Here is a 22,179-nt window from a genome sequence, read left to right as displayed (position 1 = left end):
GCATATTTAAATGATTATATTACAGTTTAAAATTTATTTAATGAAGAATATTGTTTGAATTTACTTTTAATATTTAAACAAGGATGTTGTTTAGTTATTACGCATTTTAGCAATGCTTGTTTGGTTGACATTGGGCAAGGATAATTTTTTATAAATTTTAAAATATAAGGAATATTTCTAAAAATATTAGGTTTATTGTCGATGTAAATTCGTATTAGTAGCTTTAGCAGCCCCAGTTCTTGAATAAGACTTTCTTTTTCTTTTTTTGATTGTAATTTATTTGACTTTAATACTGATTCTAAATAGGTTGCATTCATTACTAAAATATAATTACGTTTAGCTATTTCTGATAAAGGCAATTCAATGATATTTGTAATACATTTATTTAAGACATTTTTTAATGTATTGGTATATAAATAGTCAATGTTTTGCATTGATAATGAGGAAGATCGAACACGGTGGAAATATGCAGCTTTATTTTTTAAATAATATGTGGCTTTTGCTTTCGATATAATAGAGAGAGAAACAAGATGATCCTCATGATTTTTTCCAATGAATTTTTCTTTAAATAATTTTTGATTAAATATATATCGCCATACGACACCAGAATAATTCTTTTTTTCTAATAAATAACTGAATAAATCTAACCCTGACTTAAAAAACTTTGGTTTGGTAGGCGAGAATTGACTTGATTTAAGATGTGCCTTACTGTCTTGAAAAGAGGTATAGTCAAAATAAAAAAAATCTAAATTTGGCTCTATATTTAATATTGTTGCAAACTCATCAAATAGATTTATGTTTATAATATCATCAGAATCAATAAAAAGAATATAATTGCCTGATGCTATCTCAATTCCTTTATTTCTAGCTACGCTTACACCAAGGTTAGATTGTTGAACAATCTTTATGTAGCTCAATTTTGATGCATATTGTTGAAGGATTAATAGCGTGTTATCGGTTGAACCATCATCAATACAAATAATCTCTTTCGGTAAACAACTTTGATTTATGAGAGAGTTCAAGCAATCAGCAATGTAGTCCTCTACATTATAACAAGGGATAATTATAGAAATATCAGTTATTTTATTTGTCATATAGTATTTTCCCATGGCTATTTTTTTAGAAATAACTTATATTTTAAATAGACGCCATAGTAATAAATAGATTTGCAATAAGATCTTTGCTTCATTAGATATTTAGCATAGTTTCTAATTGAAGAACTATTACCACTTAATGGTAACTCGTCGTCTTTCCATGGAGAGAGTTGAAAATAATATTCAAATATTTTAGAAAGGTATACTTTAAACCAAGGTTTATTTTGTGAAATATAATGTAAAATTACTGTATAAGGTTTAATATTTTTTTCCTGATGAGCGTCAGTAGAAATTTTTATTTTAGTATTAAATTTTATAGGTAACAAACGTGTTTTATTTTCAAGCAAAATGTTTAAAACATCTTGATCCGCAAATTTATATATATTTCCATTATTGATCAATTCTAGCGCCTTTTCGGAAATATTTTCATCACACCATTTTTTTGTGTTTATCAAAAGAACGCCTGCATTGAAATATCTTTTTGAATCAATATGATACATTTTACTTATTGTTTGTTGCATATCTTTTGTATCGCTTACTACGCCAGCAATATAATCTTCAATATTGTACTCAAATATTTGTGCTAATGATTGTAAACATATTACATCACTATCAAGGTAAATTAATTTATCAGTTATTGAGGAAAGAAAATTGGGCATGATAAAACGAATACAAGTTGATACATTAGTTATATGTAGAACAAGTGTTTTAGGATTTATAATAAAATTATTATTCAAATAATAAAGCGTAATCGACACATTACTACAGCTTAGTTTTTTGAATTTTTCAATATTTTTATCAGAGACATTATCAATAAATAAATGAAAATGAAGATTATAATTTGGCGTGTTTTTTATTACTGATAACATTGCAACACCGGCAGGCATTGCGTAATTGTCGTCGAAACCTAGAGCAATATTGAGTGTTGAGTATTGTGGGTTGCTGTTATTAATAAGTGGGGAAATTTGATCAATAAATTTGTTAACGTTCAACATGTAAATTATTTTAATTATAGAATGTGTATGCAATTATATATTCAATTATCGTCAAAATATAGATCAAATAATTTTGGTAGATGATATAGTGTTTAACCTATTAAAAAATTTAAAAAACAAATTTACACATAAATATGTTTTATTTAGAATAAGGAGAATTATTTAAATAAAAAATAGCAAATGTCTAATCAACAAATTTATATTAGTAAAGTACAAAACCTTTCAAAATCAAATCAGCAAAGATCAGATATAATGCATATTGCATTGGCATTTGATGATAACTACGCAATGCCTGCTGGAGTGACAATTTCCTCTGTTATTTATAATAACCCAGATGCATGTTTATGCTTTCACCTATTTGTGGATAACATATCTCCGAATAATTTGAAAAAGTTTAAGCAATTAGTAAGTAGTGCTTGCACGATAAAAATATATTATTTAAATAGCAATTTTCAGATTAATTCGGAAACATTAGTTTTAGGTTATTTATCTGCTATGTCATGTGTTAGGTTTATTATTCCCGATGTTTTAAAAGATCAAACCGATAAGTTTTTATATCTTGATAGTGATATTTTATGCCTAAAATCAATTAGTAAACTATATAATTCAGCGTTAGAAAATTATGTCGCTGGCGTAATACCTGATGATAGTGTGATGAGGGATACTATAAAAGATTTATATCAAATCAACTTTGATAGATATTTTAATGCCGGTGTTTTGCTAATAAATACTCAACAATGGGACATGAACAATATGACATCTTTGTGTATGAATATGATAAATGATGGAAATATTTATCGGTTTGCCGATCAAGATGTTTTAAATATTTTATTAGAAAATAAAACTCGCCTTCTGCCGATTAAATATAATACAAAAATTCATATAACCACTTCCTGTAAAGAAGAACAGTTAATAGCGCCCTATACAGTATTATTGCATTATGTGACTGGATATAAACCATGGTATCAAACGTTTGATTCTAAATTGTTCAAAAAATATTTTGATTTATCGCCTTGGAAAGCAACAAAACGACCTTTATCTTTAAAAAAGTCGTGGTTACGTCATTACGCCAAATATTGCTTGAAAAAAGGAAAAATTATCACTGCCTTGAAGTTTTACTCGTTTTATTTGTCTAAGAAATTGACATGATTTTTTAGACACACCAAATCTAGTATTATTCCCAAAAAGAGGTAAAAACAATGTCAGTGCTGATATTGTTTTATGAAAGTTTGGTACTCATATGATTGCCCATCCACTGATAATATTAAATCGTTTTCAATAAAAGATTGATCTATGCTAACGGAGTAGCCGAGTAATTTACTTAATAAGTAAACAAGATTAGATGTGTTTATCATTTTAGTAGGATTACGATAGTTTTCAATTTCTAGACATGGGTAATTGTCATAAGTCGAGTACATCATCAAAGGGATTTCAAACTGGTTGCTAAATTCTTTTGATTGTCTTAACAGGCCATGTCCTAGATTAACAATTTCTCCATGATCAGGGGTATAAATTAGAATAAAATTATCCAATTTTTCTTTCAAAATCATATAAATTTGTTTTATGACTCTATCTGTATGATGGATAGTTAAATCATATTCATCGCCATTGGGTAAGGTTAAAATATCTAACTCGTCGTAGCCAAGTTTATAAGGTTTGTGGCTTCCAGCTAAATGGATAACTATAAAGTTCTTTTCATTATCTTGAAAGTTAGTTTCAACTAATTGCTTTGGTAGAGCTAGGTCATCATTTAAACCTTCAATAAAAATATTACTTAGTTTTGCTATTATGGAGTATTTACTACTATGAGGACCTGATTCACGATTTTTTGATATCCATATAGAATTATAATTTTGAAGGTTAGCCATTTCAATTATGTTCTTTTCTTCTAATAACGGTAATTCGTTATTGGGTTTTGCAAAAGAAAATAACATTGGTATAGCATCTCTAGTTATAGATGCTGGTGAGTGAACTTTATCTATTATACAACCGTTGGTTTGGGAAAATATTTTTTGCATTTCTGGCGTTGTATTTTTTTTATATCCGTAAATACTGTGTCGATCACGATATGCAGATTCACCCAAAATAAAAATAATATTCTTATATTTATCAAAAGTAATAGGAGTATGAGGATTGCTTATTGAGCTATTAAATTTTTCATGCTCAATTGTTTCAGTATACTTTTCTGTAAATCCTAAATAATAGGTTAATAGTATGGTTGAGTTGCCAATCACTACCGGATATTTTATACGTATAGATTTGTTTAAAGAAAAGAACGGATCGACTTGAAATTCAATAATATGCCTTTTGTTCGATAAATAGTAATATATAGTATTCTTAAACAAGAAAAAACAACAAGTAAAAATTATAGACCAATATAATTTTTTATTTTTAAAAGATATTTTAATATTATTATATATAAAATAAGTATAAATTAATGAAAAGAATAAAGAAGGTAATATGATTGTGGCAAGTTCATTTTTTATCATTATATAACTTTGGTTTGTATCATTTTCTAAAGCTGTTTTTAAAAGAGATTTTGAAACGTAACCATATTTTATAGTAAAAAATAATTCTATAGCTAAAATAAAATTGAATATTCCAAATATTGGTAATTTTATCCATCTAGTTTTTGGGAAAAATGCCAAAAAAAGCATATAGATTAGAAACGTATAACTAAAATTGTTTAAATTACCAATATTTATAATATAAAAAGCGATCAAAATAACTGCAAAGTACGCGACAACCAAAATGTTTTGTTTAGTTAAAATTGGAATACTTAAATTTTTTATTTTTAACATTAGATAGAACCTTTAATCATTTCCATAATCTATTTATATAGTAATTTTTTAATTAAGTAAGTGATGTAAAATTTTATCCCTTTTAAAATGGAACCTTTCCTAAAAAATTGTGCAGAAAAAACTCTATAATCGACTGGCCTCATTTTGTTCTGATATGATTTTAGTGGGCTATTTGCCCAAGGGGTAAAATGCTTATAATATGTATATAAATTTTGTGCAAGACCTTCATTTTCGGTGTACCACATTTTCCTAGGACCAGTAAAATGAATAATATAGGGTAAAGATTTTTTATTATAAAAAAATGTTTCCTTTTGTTTATCATCCATCCAAGTAAATAAGTAATTCCAATTAGGATCTATATATGAGACTTGATTTTGTAGAACTATATTTAGCACATCTTGATCTGGGTAAATTAAACGTTCTGTTTTTGCAGATAGTAATATTGTGTTTACTTTATTCTCCGTATCAAAATTAATCCAATTGTCAGTGTTAATGTATAAAAAACCTGAGTTAAAATAGCTTTCTGAAGTAAGTTCAAGCCTTTCTGTGTTTTTTAACATCTTCTTTTTATCTAACGAATCAGGTGTGACAGCACAAATAACCGAATCTATATTGATATTTAAAATAGGCGATAAATCAGAAAAACATAGGGTATCTGCATCTAAGTAAATAAATTTATCAATTTTGCCATATAATAGTTTTGGCACAGATAATCGGATATACATTGAGCGGTTAATATGAGTTATTTTATTGCTCTTATGATCTTTATATTTAGCTAGCTCTTCAAAAGGAATAATATAGATATTAATTAATGGGCTAATTTTTTGTAATTTTTGTTGGTCTTTGGGAGATACATCGTATAAAAAAATATGAAAATGAATATTATTATGCATATTATTAAGCATAATAGAGGTAATCGACACACCTACATGCTCAATATAATTTGAATCAGTACAATATGCAATGTTAATTCTGTTATTCATTTCTAATACTCTTTAAAAACTCAACCGCGTTATTTAGTCATTACCAAATTAATATGTCAACATAAAATTGATTATTACTTCATTGTTTAATTTAACTTATGTTACAATAGAATAGTTCTTTAACCTTTAACATAGTTGAAAAATTGGCAAAAAATGGCAGAAAATCTTTTTATTAGCAAAATTAGAACATTATTTAATAATACTATAGAATCATTAAATACCTTACATATAGCATTTTGCTTTGATGATAATTATGCAATGCCAGCAGGTATTGCTATGTCTTCAGTAATCTTAAATAATCCTGATAAAAATCTTGTGTTCCATTTATTTGCTAATAATGTTTCTAATGAGAAAATTATAATATTTAATCAATTAAGTAAAGAAAATATTAGTATAATTTGTTATGAAATTAGTGATAATTTTTCAATAAACCCCGATACATTAGTTTTACATGTTTCAGCATCAACTTGTTTACGATTTATTGTCCCACAAATGCTAAATAAAGTTACTTCTCGAGTTTTATATTTAGATTGTGATGTGTTATGTACCGATAATCTCAATGAATTAATTAATACCGATTTAACTAATAAATATTCAGCAGTAGTTCCTGATGTTGATAAGACGCAAGAAAAACAATGTCTTGCCTGTGGTATTTCTCATGGTGAATACTTTAATGCTGGAATGATTTATATTAATACGGATATGTGGGTGCAAAATAATCTTACTGAAAAAGCCTTTGCAATGATTAACAGTGGTAAAGTATACAAGTTTGCGGATCAAGATGTTTTAAATATTTTAATGCAAGGTAAAACAGTATTTTTACCTAGGCGTTTCAATCGACTCACTTCACTTACTGTGGGAGGGGGAGAAGATAATCTTATTAGCAATGATAGCGCAATTATCCATTATGTCACAGGTAATAAACCGTGGTACCAACTTTATATCACTCCACTGTATCGACATTATATCGAATTATCTCCATGGGCAAAAGATAAATTATTGTTAGCCAATGAAAACGCACCATCAACCACTAGACGGTATGCAAAATTACTAGCTAGTCAGCATAAATATTTTGCTGCATTCAAATATTATTTGATTTATTTGAAGCATAAAACTTGCAAAAAACGTTAAGGGGTAATGTTATGGTTAACGTTGATAAATTTATTAATAAAAAGAATTTTTTACTCTCATGTGATTTTTGGGATAACGAAAGTATATTACATATTCTTTTGTGTTTCGATGACAATTATGCTTTATCAGCAGGTGTAGATATTATTTCAATAATTGAAAATAATAATGAACAACAGATTCATTTCCATATTTTTACCCATAATGTTTCTGATAATAATAGAAAAAAATTTGCTGCTATTAAATCCCATAATACATCTATAACTGAATATGTTATTAATGAACAATTTAAAGTTGATCAAAAAAATACTGAGCTGTTTCCTATTGCGGCATGCGTTCGCTTAATTGCGCCTATGATTTTAAAGGATGTCACTAACAAATTACTCTATGTTGATAGCGATACGCTTTGCTTAAAAAAATTTGATTTTATCAATGAAATTTCTCTAAATAATGCTATTGTTGCGGCTGTTGCTGATGAACCATATATGCAGGACTCGCAATGCGCAAAGTATCATGTAACCTATGGGACGTATTTTAATTCTGGTGTGATGTTAATTAATATACCACTTTGGTATCAGGAAAATGTTACTTCAAAAACATTAAAGTTATTAAATAGTGGCGAAAAATATCATTATCCTGACCAAGATGTATTAAATATAGTAGTAGGCGAAAAAAGAATTATATTAGCAAAGAAGTGTAATAATTTGTTAGCATTGTCAATCAATGGTAATGAGGACTCTAGTGTTCCTGAGGATACTGTGTTAATTCATTACATAACAAAGAACAAACCTTGGCATCAGCCTTATCGTTCTAAGTTATATGATCTTTATTTAGAAAAATCTCCGTGGAAGAATGATCCTTTAATTTTATATAACGACAAAAAAACCTCCTCAATACGCGCTTATTCTCGGTTGATGTTTAAACAAAAAAAATATTTAGCATCGGTAAAACACTATTTAATTTATTTAAGGGTTAAATTTACGAAATAGTTTACGGCATTAGTATTTAGCTCTGAATGTTATGTTATGTAATCTAATTTACTATTAGTTGTTAGAAATAAATGTAAGGATAGATTCATTATATAGAATATAATGCTAATGATTCACTTAACGGGCTATTATATTTCTTTTGGGCTAGGTCATTGATGTATTATATGTCAACTATTAAAACTCTTAGTCGACCGGCTTTGTGTATTGAACTTATCTTTTTATTAGGTATCTTTTAAGTGATTGATGATTTTTCAGAAAATGGTTTGCTTGCTCAAGCTATTGATGGGTTTGTGGCAAGAGAGCCACAACGAAACATGGCAAGTAAAGTCTCAGAATCAATAAAAAAACAACATTCACTTGTCGTTGAAGCGGGAACAGGTACTGGTAAAACCTTTGCTTATCTGGTTCCCGCATTGCGTAGTGATAAAAAAGTAATACTTTCAACTGGCTCTAAAAATTTACAAGAGCAATTATTTAGTAAAGATTTGCCAATTATCAAAAAAGCATTGAATTATTCTGGAAAGATAACCTTACTTAAAGGCCGCTCTAATTATCTTTGTTTAGAGCGGTTATATCATCAATACGCCGCAGCGGGAGATCTTGATAAAGATTTACGTGTTGATTTAGCGCGTGTAAAAAATTGGTCAATCAAAACTAAAGATGGTGATATTAGCAAATGTACAACTGTTACGGAAGACAATCCAATTTGGCCGATATTAACCAGTACGAATGATAATTGTTTGGGTAGTGATTGTGAACATTATAACGATTGTTATGTGGTTAAAGCACGTAAGCGAGCATTAAATGCAGATATTGTCGTTGTTAATCACCATTTATTTTTAGCTGATGTGGTGGTAAAGGACTCAGGTTTTGGTGAGCTTATCCCTAAAGCTGATGTAATGATTTTCGATGAAGCACATCAGCTCCCTGATCTCGCTTGCCATTATTTTGGGCAACAACTAAGTAGCAGGCAACTATTTGATCTGTCCAAAGAAATTAACCTCTGTTATCGCACTGAGGTTAAAGATATGTCACAATTACAACAATGTGCAGACAAACTACAAAAATGTACTCAAGATTTACGCATTGCGATCAATCAACAATCGCCAAAAGGTAATTTACGTTTTTTATTTAATCAAGAAGCGATAAAAAAAGAGTTAACTTATCTTTTAGACGCTCTAAGTTTTTGTCATGAGGTCTTACTATTGGCTGTAGGGCGTTCTTCAACATTAGATAACTGTTTGGAACGAATTAACCAATATAATACACTTTTAAAACGGTTGCAGGAAACAAATGTAACTGGCTTTAGCTATTGGTATGAAAGTAGCCATAACTATTTTGTTTTTGCGTTAACGCCATTATCCGTCGCGGATAAATTCACTGAATTATTAACAGAACGAAAAGGTAGTTGGATTTTTACTTCAGCAACGCTATCAGTCAATAACCAATTAGATTATTTTACTAAACGTTTAGGATTAACGAATGCTGATTCACTTATTTTAGAAAGTCCATTTGATTATTTGCATCAAACTGTTATGTGTGTCCCTCGTTATATCCCATCGCCAAATGAAAAGGGAAATGCTGAAAAATTGGTTGATATTTTACTGCCGGTTATTGAAGCAAATAATGGTCGTTGTTTTTTCTTATGTACTTCTTATGCGATGATGAACGCCTTAGCTAAACAGTTTCGAGAGTTAACAAAATTACCGGTGTTAGTTCAAGGTGAAACAAGTAAAGTTAAATTACTTGAGCAGTTTATTCATAGCGGTAATGCCTTATTAATTGCAACAAGCAGCTTTTGGGAAGGCATTGATGTTAGAGGGGATACATTGTCATGTGTTATTATAGACAAATTACCATTTACCTCTCCAGACGATCCTTTAATTAAAGCTCGCATGGAAGATTGTCAAATGCAGGGAGGTGATGCATTTTATGATGTACAATTACCCGAAGCGGTTATTACTTTAAAACAAGGTGTCGGACGATTAATTCGTCATCACAACGACCGTGGTGCGGTTATTATTTGTGATAATCGTTTGGTTATGAGGCCTTACGGTGCAACATTTATTAATAGTTTGCCGCCATCGCCAAGAACACGGGATATAAATAAAGTTATTAATTTCTTGTTATCTAAACAGTCTTATAAAAATTAAATTATTTTGGAAAAAAATGAATACCATCTTAGCTATTGATACCTCAACAGAAGCTTGTTCTGTCGCTTTATTTTACCATAACGAAATCACTCATGATTTTGTTGTATCTGCTCGCGATCACACTAAACAAATATTGCCAATGGTTGATAAGCTCCTTAAACAATCAGATTGTTCTCTTTCTCAAGTTGATGCAATTGCTTTTGGACAAGGGCCTGGTAGTTTTACAGGGGTTAGAATTGGCATTGGTGTTGCGCAAGGTTTAGCTTTAGGCATTGATAAACCTATGATAGGGGTATCTACATTGATGACTTTGGCGCAAGGGGTATATCGTACACAAAATGCAACAAATGTCATTGCAGCTATTGATGCTAGAATGAATGAAGTTTACTTAGGACAGTATCATTATAGCAACGAACAATGGCACGAGGTTATTCCAGAATGTGTTATTGCACCTGAAAAAGTAATAGAAAAAGTAGATCATATTCTTAATGATAGCTATTGTGCCGGCACTGGTTGGCAAACTTATCCTAATATGATGAATAATATAAAACAAAGCGATATTCTATTGCCTCATGCACAAGATCTTGTTGTTCTTGCTAAGAATAAATGGCAAAAAAGCGAAATAATTAATGTTGAAGATGTAGAACCAACTTATTTACGTAACGAAGTTACATGGAAAAAACTACCTGGTCGCTAATAATGACTATTTAAACAAGCCACCTAAAGGTGGCTTAGTTCTTGATAATTTTGATTACTTTTTAAATAAGCCCAAATGTTCTTTAGCATAGGCTTCAAAGTCGGTGCAACCACCAATTGGTTTTTCATCAATAAATATTTGTGGCACTGTTTCAACAGGTTTACCAACACTTTTAGATAGATCTTCTTTAGTAATACCTTCAACATTAATATCAACATAACGATAAGAAAAATCATCACGTTCTTGAGAAAGTTTTTCAGCTAGTTCTTTAGCACGAACACAATAAGGACATCCCTGGCGACCAAAAATTACAGTATACATTTTTCACCTTTATCTTTTGTTTTAAATATAAGCCTAATATACTTCACTTATTGAAGAAAAAAAGCAGTTAAATATTGTTAGTTAAATAGATTATATCTATTGATTGCGGACTTGGGAAGCGAATCAGGTTTTATATTAGATCGTTCCAATCTGCTTGATTATTTTTTAGTAATTTAGATTTATTATTAAAAAAATTTAGGCGGATTTTGAAATTCATCATATACCATTCTTAACAAAACTTTACAAAAAAGTTGGCAACAAAACGTATTATTCCTTTAAAATAAAGTTAATGTTATTTGATATTCTATAATATATTATAAGTTTGCACTGTTTGAAAATCAAAGTTAACTAATTATATTATATGGATAAATTAGTAAGATAAGTACAAGGAATAATAAAAAGTATGATAAAAGAGGGTTTTAAATCGAATATTAAAACGAGTTTAGTGTCATTATCGCAGTTGGCAATAGTAAGCTCATCTGATGCTATATTAACCGGTGCCACAACGAATGTTATTACAGGTAATGCACCAGAAGTCATAGCGTTATCCAGTGCAGATAAGCAAGGCTTTACGCTTAATGGCGTTTTTTATAGTGAAGCAAATGGTAATATAAAAGCGGGTGAAATTAAGGAATTTGATGGTAATTTAACGTTTAATGATTTTAAAGTGGCAAATTATGCACCAACAAACTTAGATAGGGTGAAAAATTATCGCGATATTGATGGTGACAATGTCGATGCGAACCAGCCATTTAAAGTTGAATCGACTTATTATTGGTGGTATGACAATAGCGGAAAACGCATAACTGGAGATGATAAGAAAAAAATTATAGGTTGCGGAAGTGGTTTTTCAATGCCATTAAAATTGATAATTCAAACAAAAGTAAAAACCTATTCTGAGTATGGGATCCCAAAAGAAAGTAAACCCAGTACACTAGCTAAAACATATCAAATAGCATCGAGATCTGAATTATGTTATGCCAAACCAAATGGCGCGATCATTTATCCCGATCGCCAATGGGGCAAACCTGGTGATAATCCAGATTTACATTATCAAATGTATTGGAACGCTTCAGATGGCCGGACACGCTCAAAAGGTGGTGGGGGTTATACTCGAGATTATGTGCCAGATTATGGTTTTAAAGTGGTTACTACGGTGTCTGGAGGTAGAAAATTCCCAACTACAGGCTTTCCAGGTGCCAAATTTCAATTAGTAATGACGGGAGCTCAAACTGATTATCGCTATCAAGTCATCAATAACCCAGGAAGTGGTGTTTCGATTGATCAAGATGGTATGGTTAAATTAATAAGTAAACCAACGGGAACAGTCACGGTAAGGGCGACATTAAAGAGAGATCCTTCTGTTAATTATGATTATAGTTTTACCCCAACGTCTGTTTGGGCTATACCTCAAGGTGATTTTAAAGCGCATAAGGAAAGTGCTTGGCAAAAGTGTGGGGGTATTAATAATGTTCTGGGTAGATATGAGCTAACTAATGCTCCTTTTACTTTTCAAAAAGATGATCCTGCCGTTTTTTGGGGCGGGATTTTAACGCGAGCTATTGATGGTTCACTATTTAGTGAGTGGGGGTTTATCAATCAAAAGGCTTATCCAGACTCTCAATGGCGAGGTGGTGTTTATTGGACAGGAAATAAATCGGATTATTCGGAAAGCCATTATCATATCTATGCTGATTCAGGTCATGTTGGTGAAGGAGATGAAACGTGGAGTAATTATGTAGCCTGTAGGGGATAGTGTTAATGGTCTAAGCTGTTGTAGGTGCCTTATCTAGTTTATAAGGTGCCACTTTCACTTAGCCGTAGTAGCTAAAGTAAATTGATTGTATACTTACTTAGTGATATTGTATTAAATGTTTTAATATTAATGCATTATTCAATTTTGTAAACAATGCTCAATATAATATTTATTTTGCAGTTAATTTATCTGGTTATGTTTCTGTGCGTGAAGCAGAAAGAGGAAATGTTAGTAAAATAGTGTGTAAACGTTAATTACTTTGGTATATAAGAAAATATTTAATTATATTTTAACTGTATAATTTTAATAAGTAAAAATCATCTTACGGCAGTGCAAGAATATGCACTGTTGGTTTTATGAAATGTAGGATTTCTCTGGTTGTCTACTCATTTTGGTTAAAAATAAAATTCAAGTATTCTATAAGGCATAGCTACATTTAAGCCTTTATGTGGTTTAAATGTATTGTAAAAGTTAGTAAGACGATGTAGTTTGGTTTGGCAAAGCTTAACAAAAGCATGATCAACAGTTCTTTGTATTTGACTCAGTTATCTGAGTAAATACTGATAATGGTATAAGGTGTTTGTGCTAACACTGGTATGTCCACACATTATATTGTAAAAACGTGGCTGAGTTGAATTACGATTTATTGCCTAAATACCTGTGTATGACTCACGGGAATCCACAGTTGGAATTGCTTGGTATCTCTATTAAGTGGCGGTAAATGTTTAGTATCAATATGAAATCTCTCGTTTGAATAGCTCTTATTATAGCATAACGTTTGCTTGCCGGTTAATGTGCCCTTCTATCGATTTTTCAATTTTAATCAGTCTTTTAACATCATATTTTATTGTTTTTTAACGCTCATTTGAAATTAATTGTGGCTGAAAAACTTGTGACGGTAAAGTCTTGATGTTCTATAAATCATGAGGCGGCTGATATGAAATCACAACGCTAAGCCAGTGACTGCGATTTTCTTTTGTATAAACGTTAAAACTGCTTTCGGTGATAAGGTGTTAATCTTGCATTTTTATGCATATTCATGACGCGTAAACAACGCGAAGAAGTTCTATAACTTAGGCAATTTATTAACTATTATAATACGGTTAAACCGCATAAAGTGTTTTCTGGGAAAACATCTTATGATTTTTTAAGGAATTATTTTCATCGTGAAGTGTAAACAACTTGATGTTTTGTTACATCTAATTAAAATCCAAGCTAGATTCAGCTCACTTGTTATAAATACATTTATAGCCGTTTAAAATCATAATTCTCATTGAATTTCATTATGTTTCTTGTCTGTTAGACGTTATAATCTATATGATTAACTAATTGGATATAAATATGTTGAAATATTTACTATTAATCGTTTTCTTCTTTCCTGTTTCTGTTTTTGCCGCTAAAAAAGAGTGTGGAGTTAAACCTAGTTACAACATCACGATAAGTAAAGAAAGCGTACATATTTTTAATAAAAAAAATGATTTAACTATAACGCAAAATGGTCGTGTTATCTTAAATGAAAAATTAGTAACACTTAACCCTTCATTACAAAAAGAACTCATTCAATTTCAACATGTATTACGCCAACAGCTACCTCTTTTAGAACTGCAATCAGTAAATCTTTTAACTGAAGTTAAAGAGGCGTTTGAAAAAGCAATAAAAAATCAGTTGAGTGATGATAATGAACTCAAAGGCGAGTTAAATAAGTTATATAAACGTTTAGTTAATTTGCTACATACTGCGATTATTACTGAAAATGGTTATACTCGATTTTCCTACCAAAATTTTAATAATCTAAAAAAAGACGGTGAAGATATTGGTCAGCGTATTTTCTATAATGTCGTGGGTGGAAGTATTTTGCATTTTAATTTTTTTAAGAATTTAGCCGCAATTAAACAAATCTCTAAAAATGAGTGGAAAGCTCAAAAGCCTAAATTAAAAGCTTTTGATGCACATATTTGTTCAGTTATAACAGATATTGATAAGCAATATACTCTAATATTAACTCAACTTAACAATCAATTCACAAGTAAATAGACATTAATAAAAACTTTTGCGAAAATGATAACATGACTAAGATAGCTAAACGGAAGCTTATGACTGCACATATTATTGATGGAAAAGCATTGGCACAACAAATACGAACGGATATTGCTAATAAAGTTAAAATACGTATTGAAAAAGGCCTATCTGTTCCAGGTTTGGCTGTGATTCAAGTTGGCTCAGATCCTGCATCGAAAATCTATGTTAAAAATAAGCAAAAAGCTTGTGATGACGTTGGCTTTGCTTCCTTTGCTTATGATTTTTTATCGGCAACTACCGATGAGTTGTTGGCATTAATTGATGAGCTTAATCAACGTCCAGATGTGCATGGTATTTTAGTGCAACTCCCTTTACCTGATAATATTGATAAAACAAAAGTCCTTGAACGTATCGATCCAAGTAAAGATGTTGATGGTTTTCATCCATATAATATTGGACACTTACTACAACGCGATCCTATTTTACGTCCGTGTACGCCATATGGTGTGGTTAAAATGCTAGAATCAACGGGGATAAATTTATCTGGTTTAAATGCAACTGTTGTAGGAGCATCAAACATTGTTGGTCGTCCAATGGCATTAGAATTATTGCTATTAGGTTGTACAACTACCATTACCCATAGCCGTACCGTTGATTTAGCAAAACATGTCAATAATGCAGACATAGTGGTTGCAGGTGTCGGTATTCCAAATTATGTTAAAGGTGAATGGATTAAACCAGGAGCAATTGTGATTGATGTTGGTATCAATCGTTTGTCAGATGGTAAATTAGCAGGTGATGTAGAGTTTGATGTGGCTGTTGAAAGAGCTGGATGGATCACACCTGTTCCGGGCGGTGTTGGCCCAATGACTGTTGCTATGTTAATGAGTAACACGCTTGAAGCATGTGAAAAATTTAGTAAGCCAAATTGACTCCGACTCATTAAATTTTATAGAAAGATGTACATTAAATAAAAATAAGGAATATGTAATGATTATATTTCACACTAATTTAGGTGATATTAAGATCAAAACTTTTGACGATAAAGCCCCTGAAACCGTCAAAAATTTTGTTGAATATTGTAAAGCTGGTTTTTATAACAATACAATCTTCCATCGTGTTATTAATAATTTCATGATTCAAGGTGGCGGTTTTGAACCAGGCATGAAGCAGAAAAAGACGAATGCGCCTATTAAAAACGAAGCAGATAATGGTTTAAAAAATGATCGTGGTACATTAGCGATGGCGCGTACATCAGATCCACACTCTGCGACAGCTCAATTTTTTATCAATGTAGTTGATAATGATTATCTCAACTTCCGTTCTGCTGACGTTAATGGTTATGGCTATTGCGTGTTTGCACAAGTCACTGATGGGCTTGATGTGGTTGATAAAATAAAAGCTGTAAAAACAGGGCGCAGTGGCATGCATTCAGACGTTCCTGTTGAAGATATTATTATTACGAGTGTAACGGTTGAATAATCCAGCTCGTTATTTTATTGCAGATATTCATCTAGCAGATAATAAACCTGCTTCTGGTTATAGCGATATAACCGCAGGTTTTTTGTCTTTTCTAGATACCTTACCTGAAAATTGTGAGCTTTATATTTTAGGCGATCTTTTTGATTATTGGGTTGGTGATGATGTAAAGACTGAATTACATCAACAAGTTGTCCAAGCATTGTGCCGGTTATCAAAACGAGGCATCACTAAATATTTTGTGCATGGAAACCGCGATTTTCTATTAGGTAAAAAGTATGCTCAGCAATGTGATATGACTATATTGCCAGAAATTAATTGTTTGCCTAATCAAGAAACAAATATCGTATTTTTACATGGTGATTTATTATGTATTGACGATTCTCAGTATCAAAAGTTTAGAAAAATCATGCATAATAAATGGTTACAAAAACTGTTTTTATTACTGCCTTTGTTCCTTCGACTAAAAATTGCGGCTAAGCTGCGACAAAAAAGTAGCCAATATAATCAAATAAAATCTGGAACTATTATGGATGTAAATCAACACGCTGTGGTTAAGATGATGGCGGAGCATAAAGCTGATATTATGGTGCATGGTCATACACATAAACCTGCAACTCACCATTTTCAAATTGAAGGGCGCAGTGCAACTCGCCTTGTTCTTGGCGCATGGCATGATGGTGTGACATACATTAAGCAATCACAAGATAGCAATACTTTGGAGCTTTATAGCCATTCTTTCAAATAATCACTTTGTAACACATGCTCGACCTTACCAAATTCAATCAGCTTCCCTTGATCTAATATTGCCACATTATTGGCTATCTGTTTAACTTCATTAATATTATGGGTCACATAAATAATGGGTATATTTAACTCATTAGATAATTTTTTAATATAGATTAATAATTCCTTTTTTCTTGGCATATCAAGTGCCGAAAGCGGTTCATCCATCAATAGCAATAACGGGTTGGTTAATAGCGCTCGACCAATTGCCACTCGTTGCTTTTCGCCACCAGACAAAGTGGCTGGATAACGATTTAATAATGAACGAATATTAAGCACATTGACGATTTCGTCAAATTTTGACAGATTTAAATTCTTAGCTCCATAAGTAAGGTTTTTTATAACTTTATAATGAGGGAAAAGTAATGCATCTTGAAAAATTGTGCCAATCTGCCTATTTTCTGGGGCAATAAAAAGATGCCTATTGCAATCAACCAGAAGAGTATTATTTAGTTGAATATAGCCATGATCAGGCTTAATTAACCCATTAATAAGGTTAATTAGTGTGGATTTTCCCGATCCAGAAACCCCTAAAATAGCGGTGATACCTTGACATTTTATGTCATGCTTGAATTGGAACGAAAATGAAGCCAGTTGTTTGCTAATTTGTATTTGTAACATGAGTTATTATCCTGCAATTTTATTTTTATGCCAACGATTTAACCATTCGGATAAAAAAAGTGCAATTAGTGATAACACAATTGAAATAATACAAAGCCGTAGTGCACTGTGTTCACCGTTGGGAATTTGCAGAAATGTATACATTGCGAGAGGTAAAGTGCGGGTTTCACCTTGAATATTTGATACGAACGTAATGGTTGCACCAAATTCTCCTAAACAACGTGCAAAACTTAGCACCATTCCCATTAAAATGCCAGGAACAGCTAAAGGTAACGTGATAGTTATAAACACTCGCCATTTATGAGCACCAAGAGTACGAGCTACGTTTTCAAGGCGGATATCAATCGATTCAATGGCTAAACGAATTGATCGAACCATTAGCGGAAAAGCTACCACCGCCGAAGCTAAAGCTGCCCCCTGCCAATTAAAGCTGAAACTGATATTAAAATTATTATTTAACCATTCACCAATTACACCATGCCGGCCCATAGTTATTAGCAATAAATAACCTAAAACTACGGGAGGTAAAACAAGTGGAAGATGTATAATGCTATCAAATAACGATTTACCAAAAAATTGACAGCGGGCTAATACCCAAGCAGTTAAAATTCCTATTGGTAAGCTAAACCCAATTGCCGAAGTAGCTATCTTTAAACTAAGTAATAAAGTTTGCCATTCAAATTCACTTAATAACATATTTCAAAATACACTTGGCGATAAATTATTTTATTATAAAACCGTATTGTTTAAAAATGGCTTTAGCTTGTGGCGAATTTAAATATTGATAAAAATCGTTTGCTTTGGGATTCAATAAGGTAATGGGATATTCTATAGGCTTAAAAGTATCCATAGGGAATGTCCCAATAATTTTTACCTTATCGCTTACCTTTGCATCTGTGCTATAGACAATACCAAGCGTAGCTTCATTACGCTCGACTAACATCAATGCGTCACGTACATTGCTAGCAGGAGCAAATTGTGGTGACAATTTATTAAATATTCCTAAATTGGTTAAGGATTCTTTGGCGTAAAGCCCAGCAGGAACATGATCTGGATCGCCAATGGCTATTTTTTCCCCTTTAGGTAAAATTGCTTCCCAGTCAGTTTGAGTATTAATAACAACATGATTTAATTTCGATTGCTTGGGAGCAATAAGAACCAATGTGTTTTTCAAAAGATCTTGTTTATTTTTAGCTAAGTTATGTTCAATAAGGTAAGTCATCCACTTTTGATCCGCTGACATAAAGATATCAGCAGGTGCACCTAGTTCAATTTGTTTAGCTAATACTGATGATGAAGCAAATGAAAACACAATATTGGTATCTTCATGTTCAACTTTATAAATAGCAGCGATATTCTGTATAGAATCAGTCAATGACGAAGCGGCAAATACCGTTATTTTTTCGGCTGCTGATGCTAAAAAGGTTACTGTCATCATTATGATAATTTGCAAAATTCCAATAACTTTTTTCATTTTACTCCTCACAATAATAGTAAGTTTATTTGGGCTGCCAATGCTATATATTGGATTGATTATTATAAATAAATTTTATGTTATCAATAGAATATTTAATAATCGCTATATAAAAAATAACATATCGATAATAACAAACTTTATTTATAAAGTACAATTAAACAAATTCTATAAAACGGTTTTTTATAAAACAACCAATAAGATTTTTAACTTTTTTGAAGGAATGTCAAAAAGGGTCTACAATAATTACCTTACTCTTTCCTTTAATTAGTTGATTGTTCATGGTGTTACATTATGTTTTCTCCTGAAATTTTATTAACGTTGAATATTCATCAACAGCTATTTACCGACCCGAGGCGCATTGCGTTGTTAAAAGCTATTGAACAAACGGGGTCATTAAGTCAAGCTGCCAAGGAAATTGGGGTCAGCTATAAAACAGCATGGGACGCTATCAATGAGATTAACAAGCTAGCGCCTAAGCCTTTTTTAATTACAGCAATTGGTGGTAAAAATGGAGGAGGAACTAAGTTGAGTGCCTATGCTGTTAGGTTTATTCAACTTTATGAATTATTAACTCATCTACAACAAAAAGCATTTAATATTCTTAGTGACGACAAAATTCCATTAGATGATATTCTAAAAGCCACAGCCAGTTTATCTTTGCAAACTAGTGCACGTAATCAGTTATATGGTGCTGTTAAACAGATTCAAACAAGTGGGATTGCTGGATTTATTACTGTGCAGTTAAGTGATAATAAAACAGAGCTAAAAGCTTACATCACTCAACCAAGTATTGAACGGTTAAAGTTGGGTACAGATAAAACAGTCTTGTTGCTAATTAAAGCTCCCTTAATTGAATTGAACGATGCTAATGAGAACTGCCTATCGGTCACTATTGAAAAAATCACGACTGATGGCAAATGGAGTGAAATCGCTTGCTCACTACCCTCTGGCATTGTGCTTTATGCTAGCAAATTAGCTAATGAAATTAAGCAATCGAGATTAATTATAGGCAAACAGGTTAAACTATCTATTAATCCACAACATATTATTGTTACTACATTAGTTTAGTAATATGAGGTTATCATGCTACAGATAGAAAATGCACATTTTAAAATTAATGACTACCAAGTTTTTACCATTGAATCATTAACAATTCAACAAGCTGGTAATGTTGCTTTTGTGGGGCGTAATGGCAGTGGTAAATCTGTACTTGCTAAAGCATTGGCTGGCAAACAAAAACTATTATCAGGGAAAATTATCAATCAATTTAAATCTATAGTTGATATCTCTTTTGAACAACTTCAAAAACTGATTAATGATGAATGGAAGCGAAACAATACTGACATGTTAAGTGAAGGTGAAAATGATACGGGGCTGAGCACTGAACAAATTATTCAACAAAATATGAGTAATCAAGAGCTTTGCCAGCAACTAGCACAACAATTTGGGATTGAACATTTATTACTTAGACGTTTTAAATATCTTTCAACGGGGGAAACACGTAAAACGCTAATCTGCCGAGCGCTAATGCAACAACCTGATTTTTTAATATTAGATGAACCTTTTGATGGTTTAGATGCCGCATCCCGTGAAAATTTAGTAGAAATACTTGCAGTGCTTGCAAAGCAAGGAGTCACTATTGCTCTTGTTTTAAATCGATTTAACGAGATCCCTACTTTTATCGAAAATATTGGCATATTAGCCGATTGTCAACTATTGAAAATTGACACAAAGCACACAATATTAAACGATACAACAGTTAAGCAATTAGCTGATTTAGAAAATATACCCAATATGTCCTTACCAGAGGCCGATGAACCCCCAACACCATTAGCCGATCAATTAGATCGTGTCATATTAAAAAATGGTTATGTCTATTATGATGATAAAGCAATTATTAATGGATTAACTTGGCAAGTAAAAGCCAAGCAAAATTGGCAAATTGTTGGGCCTAATGGCGCAGGTAAATCAACGTTATTAAGTTTAATAACAGGCGATCATCCGCAAGGATATAGCAATGATCTTACTTTATTTGGGCGCAAACGTGGTTCGGGTGAAACGATTTGGGATATTAAACGCCATATCGGTTATGTGAGCAGTAGCTTGCATTTGAATTATCGTGTTAGTTCTAGTGTTAAAACCGTGTTATTGTCTGGCTATTTTGATTCGATTGGTGTTTACCAAGCAACAAGTGATAAACAAGCTAAACTGGTTGATGAATGGTTACAATTGCTAGGGTTGCAAGCGCAAGCCGATAAACCGTTTCAGTCGCTTTCTTGGGGGCAACAAAGGTTAATACTTATTGCCAGAGCTTTGGTCAAACATCCGACACTGCTTATTTTAGATGAACCGTTACAAGGGCTTGATCATCTTAATAGAGAATTAGTAAAACGCTGGATAGATCGTTTAATTAATGAGGGGCACACACAGTTGATATTTGTTTCTCATCATGCTGAGGATGCCCCAAAATGCATCACACATCGATTAACTTTTGTTCCTGAGTTTGATCATAGCTATCAATATCAAATTGAACAGCTAAGTAAAATAATTAGTTAGAACTATTAAAATTGATGTTAAAAATAGAAATGATCTTCAAAATAAAAAGGATTTTTTTTTGAAAATTTATCTTGATAAATGAAAACATTTTATAAAGGCTACACTTATGAAGTTATCCCCGTTACCTGTGGATAACTCTGTTAATAGTTTATTGAAAAAAGCGCTAACCCCAGTCACTATCAGGATTTTTCTTGATTTGATTGTAACTTAAGCATAAAAATGTTTTTTGTTTAATATCAATAAGATACCATAAATCAAGAGGTGCATTTGTTGTTTTTTTTATAAATTAAAAAGGAAGCTGAACAAAAAATAGAAGATTTTTGA

At 31.5% G+C, this 22,179-nt stretch carries 20 protein-coding genes; 12 read left to right on the top strand and 8 right to left on the bottom strand.

Annotated features, from left to right (window positions below; all coding sequences use genetic code 11):
* Positions 1-26: 26 nt before the first annotated feature.
* Positions 27-1,094, bottom strand: a complete 1,068-nt coding sequence (locus A9G47_RS07770) for a glycosyltransferase family 2 protein (RefSeq protein WP_065642615.1) — start codon at positions 1,092-1,094, stop codon at positions 27-29.
* Between the two features lie 17 nt (positions 1,095-1,111).
* Positions 1,112-2,089, bottom strand: coding sequence for a glycosyltransferase family 8 protein (locus A9G47_RS07765; protein ID WP_065642614.1), 978 nt, complete (start codon positions 2,087-2,089; stop codon positions 1,112-1,114).
* A gap of 180 nt (positions 2,090-2,269) precedes the next feature.
* Here A9G47_RS07765 and A9G47_RS07760 point away from each other — a divergent pair, with 180 nt between their 5' ends.
* A complete protein-coding gene (locus A9G47_RS07760; protein ID WP_065642613.1) occupies positions 2,270-3,238 on the top strand; it encodes a glycosyltransferase family 8 protein in 969 nt (322 codons plus the stop codon).
* Positions 3,239-3,291: 53 nt separating this feature from the next.
* Here the strand turns inward: A9G47_RS07760 and A9G47_RS07755 are convergent, their stop codons facing one another.
* The gene (locus A9G47_RS07755) at positions 3,292-4,890 is read right to left on the bottom strand and encodes a phosphoethanolamine transferase (protein ID WP_065642612.1); all 1,599 of its coding nucleotides are present in this window, start codon (positions 4,888-4,890) and stop codon (positions 3,292-3,294) included.
* Between the two features lie 29 nt (positions 4,891-4,919).
* Positions 4,920-5,873: a glycosyltransferase family 8 protein gene (locus A9G47_RS07750; RefSeq protein ID WP_065642611.1), complete on the bottom strand. Its 954-nt coding sequence runs from the start codon at positions 5,871-5,873 to the stop codon at positions 4,920-4,922.
* A 153-nt stretch (positions 5,874-6,026) separates the two neighbouring features.
* Between A9G47_RS07750 and A9G47_RS07745 the strand changes: the two genes are divergently transcribed.
* From A9G47_RS07745 to tsaB, 4 genes are all read left to right on the top strand, one after another.
* Positions 6,027-7,004, top strand: coding sequence for a glycosyltransferase family 8 protein (locus A9G47_RS07745; RefSeq protein WP_065642610.1), 978 nt, complete (start codon positions 6,027-6,029; stop codon positions 7,002-7,004).
* An 11-nt stretch (positions 7,005-7,015) separates the two neighbouring features.
* Entirely contained in the window at positions 7,016-7,990 is a 975-nt protein-coding gene (locus tag A9G47_RS07740) for a glycosyltransferase family 8 protein (RefSeq protein WP_065588180.1), read from the top strand.
* A gap of 236 nt (positions 7,991-8,226) precedes the next feature.
* Complete coding sequence (locus tag A9G47_RS07735; protein WP_065588179.1) at positions 8,227-10,143, top strand: ATP-dependent DNA helicase; 1,917 nt, start codon at positions 8,227-8,229, stop codon at positions 10,141-10,143.
* 16 nt (positions 10,144-10,159) lie between these two features.
* Complete coding sequence (gene tsaB / locus A9G47_RS07730; RefSeq protein ID WP_065568467.1) at positions 10,160-10,840, top strand: tRNA (adenosine(37)-N6)-threonylcarbamoyltransferase complex dimerization subunit type 1 TsaB; 681 nt, start codon at positions 10,160-10,162, stop codon at positions 10,838-10,840.
* Between the two features lie 54 nt (positions 10,841-10,894).
* Here the strand turns inward: tsaB and A9G47_RS07725 are convergent, their stop codons facing one another.
* Positions 10,895-11,161: a GrxA family glutaredoxin gene (locus A9G47_RS07725; RefSeq protein ID WP_065642609.1), complete on the bottom strand. Its 267-nt coding sequence runs from the start codon at positions 11,159-11,161 to the stop codon at positions 10,895-10,897.
* A gap of 403 nt (positions 11,162-11,564) precedes the next feature.
* On the opposite strand from A9G47_RS07725, the gene A9G47_RS07720 reads away from it, so the two are divergent.
* From A9G47_RS07720 to A9G47_RS07700, 5 genes are all read left to right on the top strand, one after another.
* Positions 11,565-12,917 carry a hypothetical protein gene (locus A9G47_RS07720; protein WP_065642608.1) on the top strand — a complete coding sequence of 451 codons (1,353 nt, stop codon included), beginning with the start codon at positions 11,565-11,567 and terminating at the stop codon, positions 12,915-12,917.
* A 1,341-nt stretch (positions 12,918-14,258) separates the two neighbouring features.
* Entirely contained in the window at positions 14,259-14,951 is a 693-nt protein-coding gene (locus A9G47_RS07715) for a DUF2884 family protein (protein ID WP_065580851.1), read from the top strand.
* A 59-nt stretch (positions 14,952-15,010) separates the two neighbouring features.
* Positions 15,011-15,868, top strand: a complete 858-nt coding sequence (folD, locus tag A9G47_RS07710; RefSeq protein ID WP_065568463.1) for a bifunctional methylenetetrahydrofolate dehydrogenase/methenyltetrahydrofolate cyclohydrolase FolD — start codon at positions 15,011-15,013, stop codon at positions 15,866-15,868.
* Between the two features lie 58 nt (positions 15,869-15,926).
* Positions 15,927-16,418 (top strand): peptidylprolyl isomerase B, encoded by a 492-nt coding sequence (gene ppiB / locus A9G47_RS07705; protein ID WP_065568462.1) that lies wholly within the window; start codon positions 15,927-15,929, stop codon positions 16,416-16,418.
* Positions 16,411-17,163, top strand: a complete 753-nt coding sequence (locus tag A9G47_RS07700) for a UDP-2,3-diacylglucosamine diphosphatase (protein WP_065642607.1) — start codon at positions 16,411-16,413, stop codon at positions 17,161-17,163. The genes ppiB and A9G47_RS07700 overlap by 8 nt, the downstream gene beginning before the upstream one ends.
* On the opposite strand, the gene modC is transcribed toward A9G47_RS07700, so the two are convergent.
* Genes modC through modA form a run of 3 tightly spaced genes read right to left on the bottom strand, consistent with a single transcriptional unit; the run spans position 17,142 to position 19,296 of the window.
* Positions 17,142-17,822 carry a molybdenum ABC transporter ATP-binding protein gene (gene modC / locus A9G47_RS07695; protein ID WP_065642606.1) on the bottom strand — a complete coding sequence of 227 codons (681 nt, stop codon included), beginning with the start codon at positions 17,820-17,822 and terminating at the stop codon, positions 17,142-17,144. The two genes, A9G47_RS07700 and modC, sit on opposite strands and share 22 nt — an antisense overlap.
* Positions 17,823-17,828: 6 nt before the next feature.
* Complete coding sequence (gene modB, locus A9G47_RS07690) at positions 17,829-18,518, bottom strand: molybdate ABC transporter permease subunit (protein WP_065642605.1); 690 nt, start codon at positions 18,516-18,518, stop codon at positions 17,829-17,831.
* A 25-nt stretch (positions 18,519-18,543) separates the two neighbouring features.
* Positions 18,544-19,296 carry a molybdate ABC transporter substrate-binding protein gene (gene modA / locus A9G47_RS07685; RefSeq protein ID WP_065642604.1) on the bottom strand — a complete coding sequence of 251 codons (753 nt, stop codon included), beginning with the start codon at positions 19,294-19,296 and terminating at the stop codon, positions 18,544-18,546.
* A 294-nt stretch (positions 19,297-19,590) separates the two neighbouring features.
* Here modA and A9G47_RS07680 point away from each other — a divergent pair, with 294 nt between their 5' ends.
* Both A9G47_RS07680 and modF read left to right on the top strand, forming a co-directional pair.
* The gene (locus A9G47_RS07680) at positions 19,591-20,367 is read left to right on the top strand and encodes a TOBE domain-containing protein (protein WP_065568457.1); all 777 of its coding nucleotides are present in this window, start codon (positions 19,591-19,593) and stop codon (positions 20,365-20,367) included.
* Positions 20,368-20,382: 15 nt separating this feature from the next.
* The gene (gene modF / locus A9G47_RS07675) at positions 20,383-21,855 is read left to right on the top strand and encodes a molybdate ABC transporter ATP-binding protein ModF (protein WP_065568456.1); all 1,473 of its coding nucleotides are present in this window, start codon (positions 20,383-20,385) and stop codon (positions 21,853-21,855) included.
* Positions 21,856-22,179: the final 324 nt, after the last annotated feature.

Origin of the sequence: Gilliamella sp. WF3-4, from assembly GCF_001690275.1 — a bacterium.
GTDB classification, from domain to species: Bacteria; Pseudomonadota; Gammaproteobacteria; order Enterobacterales; family Orbaceae; genus Gilliamella; species Gilliamella apicola_C.
Note: the sequence above shows the minus strand (reverse complement) of the source record. Positions and strands in the feature narration are given on the sequence as shown.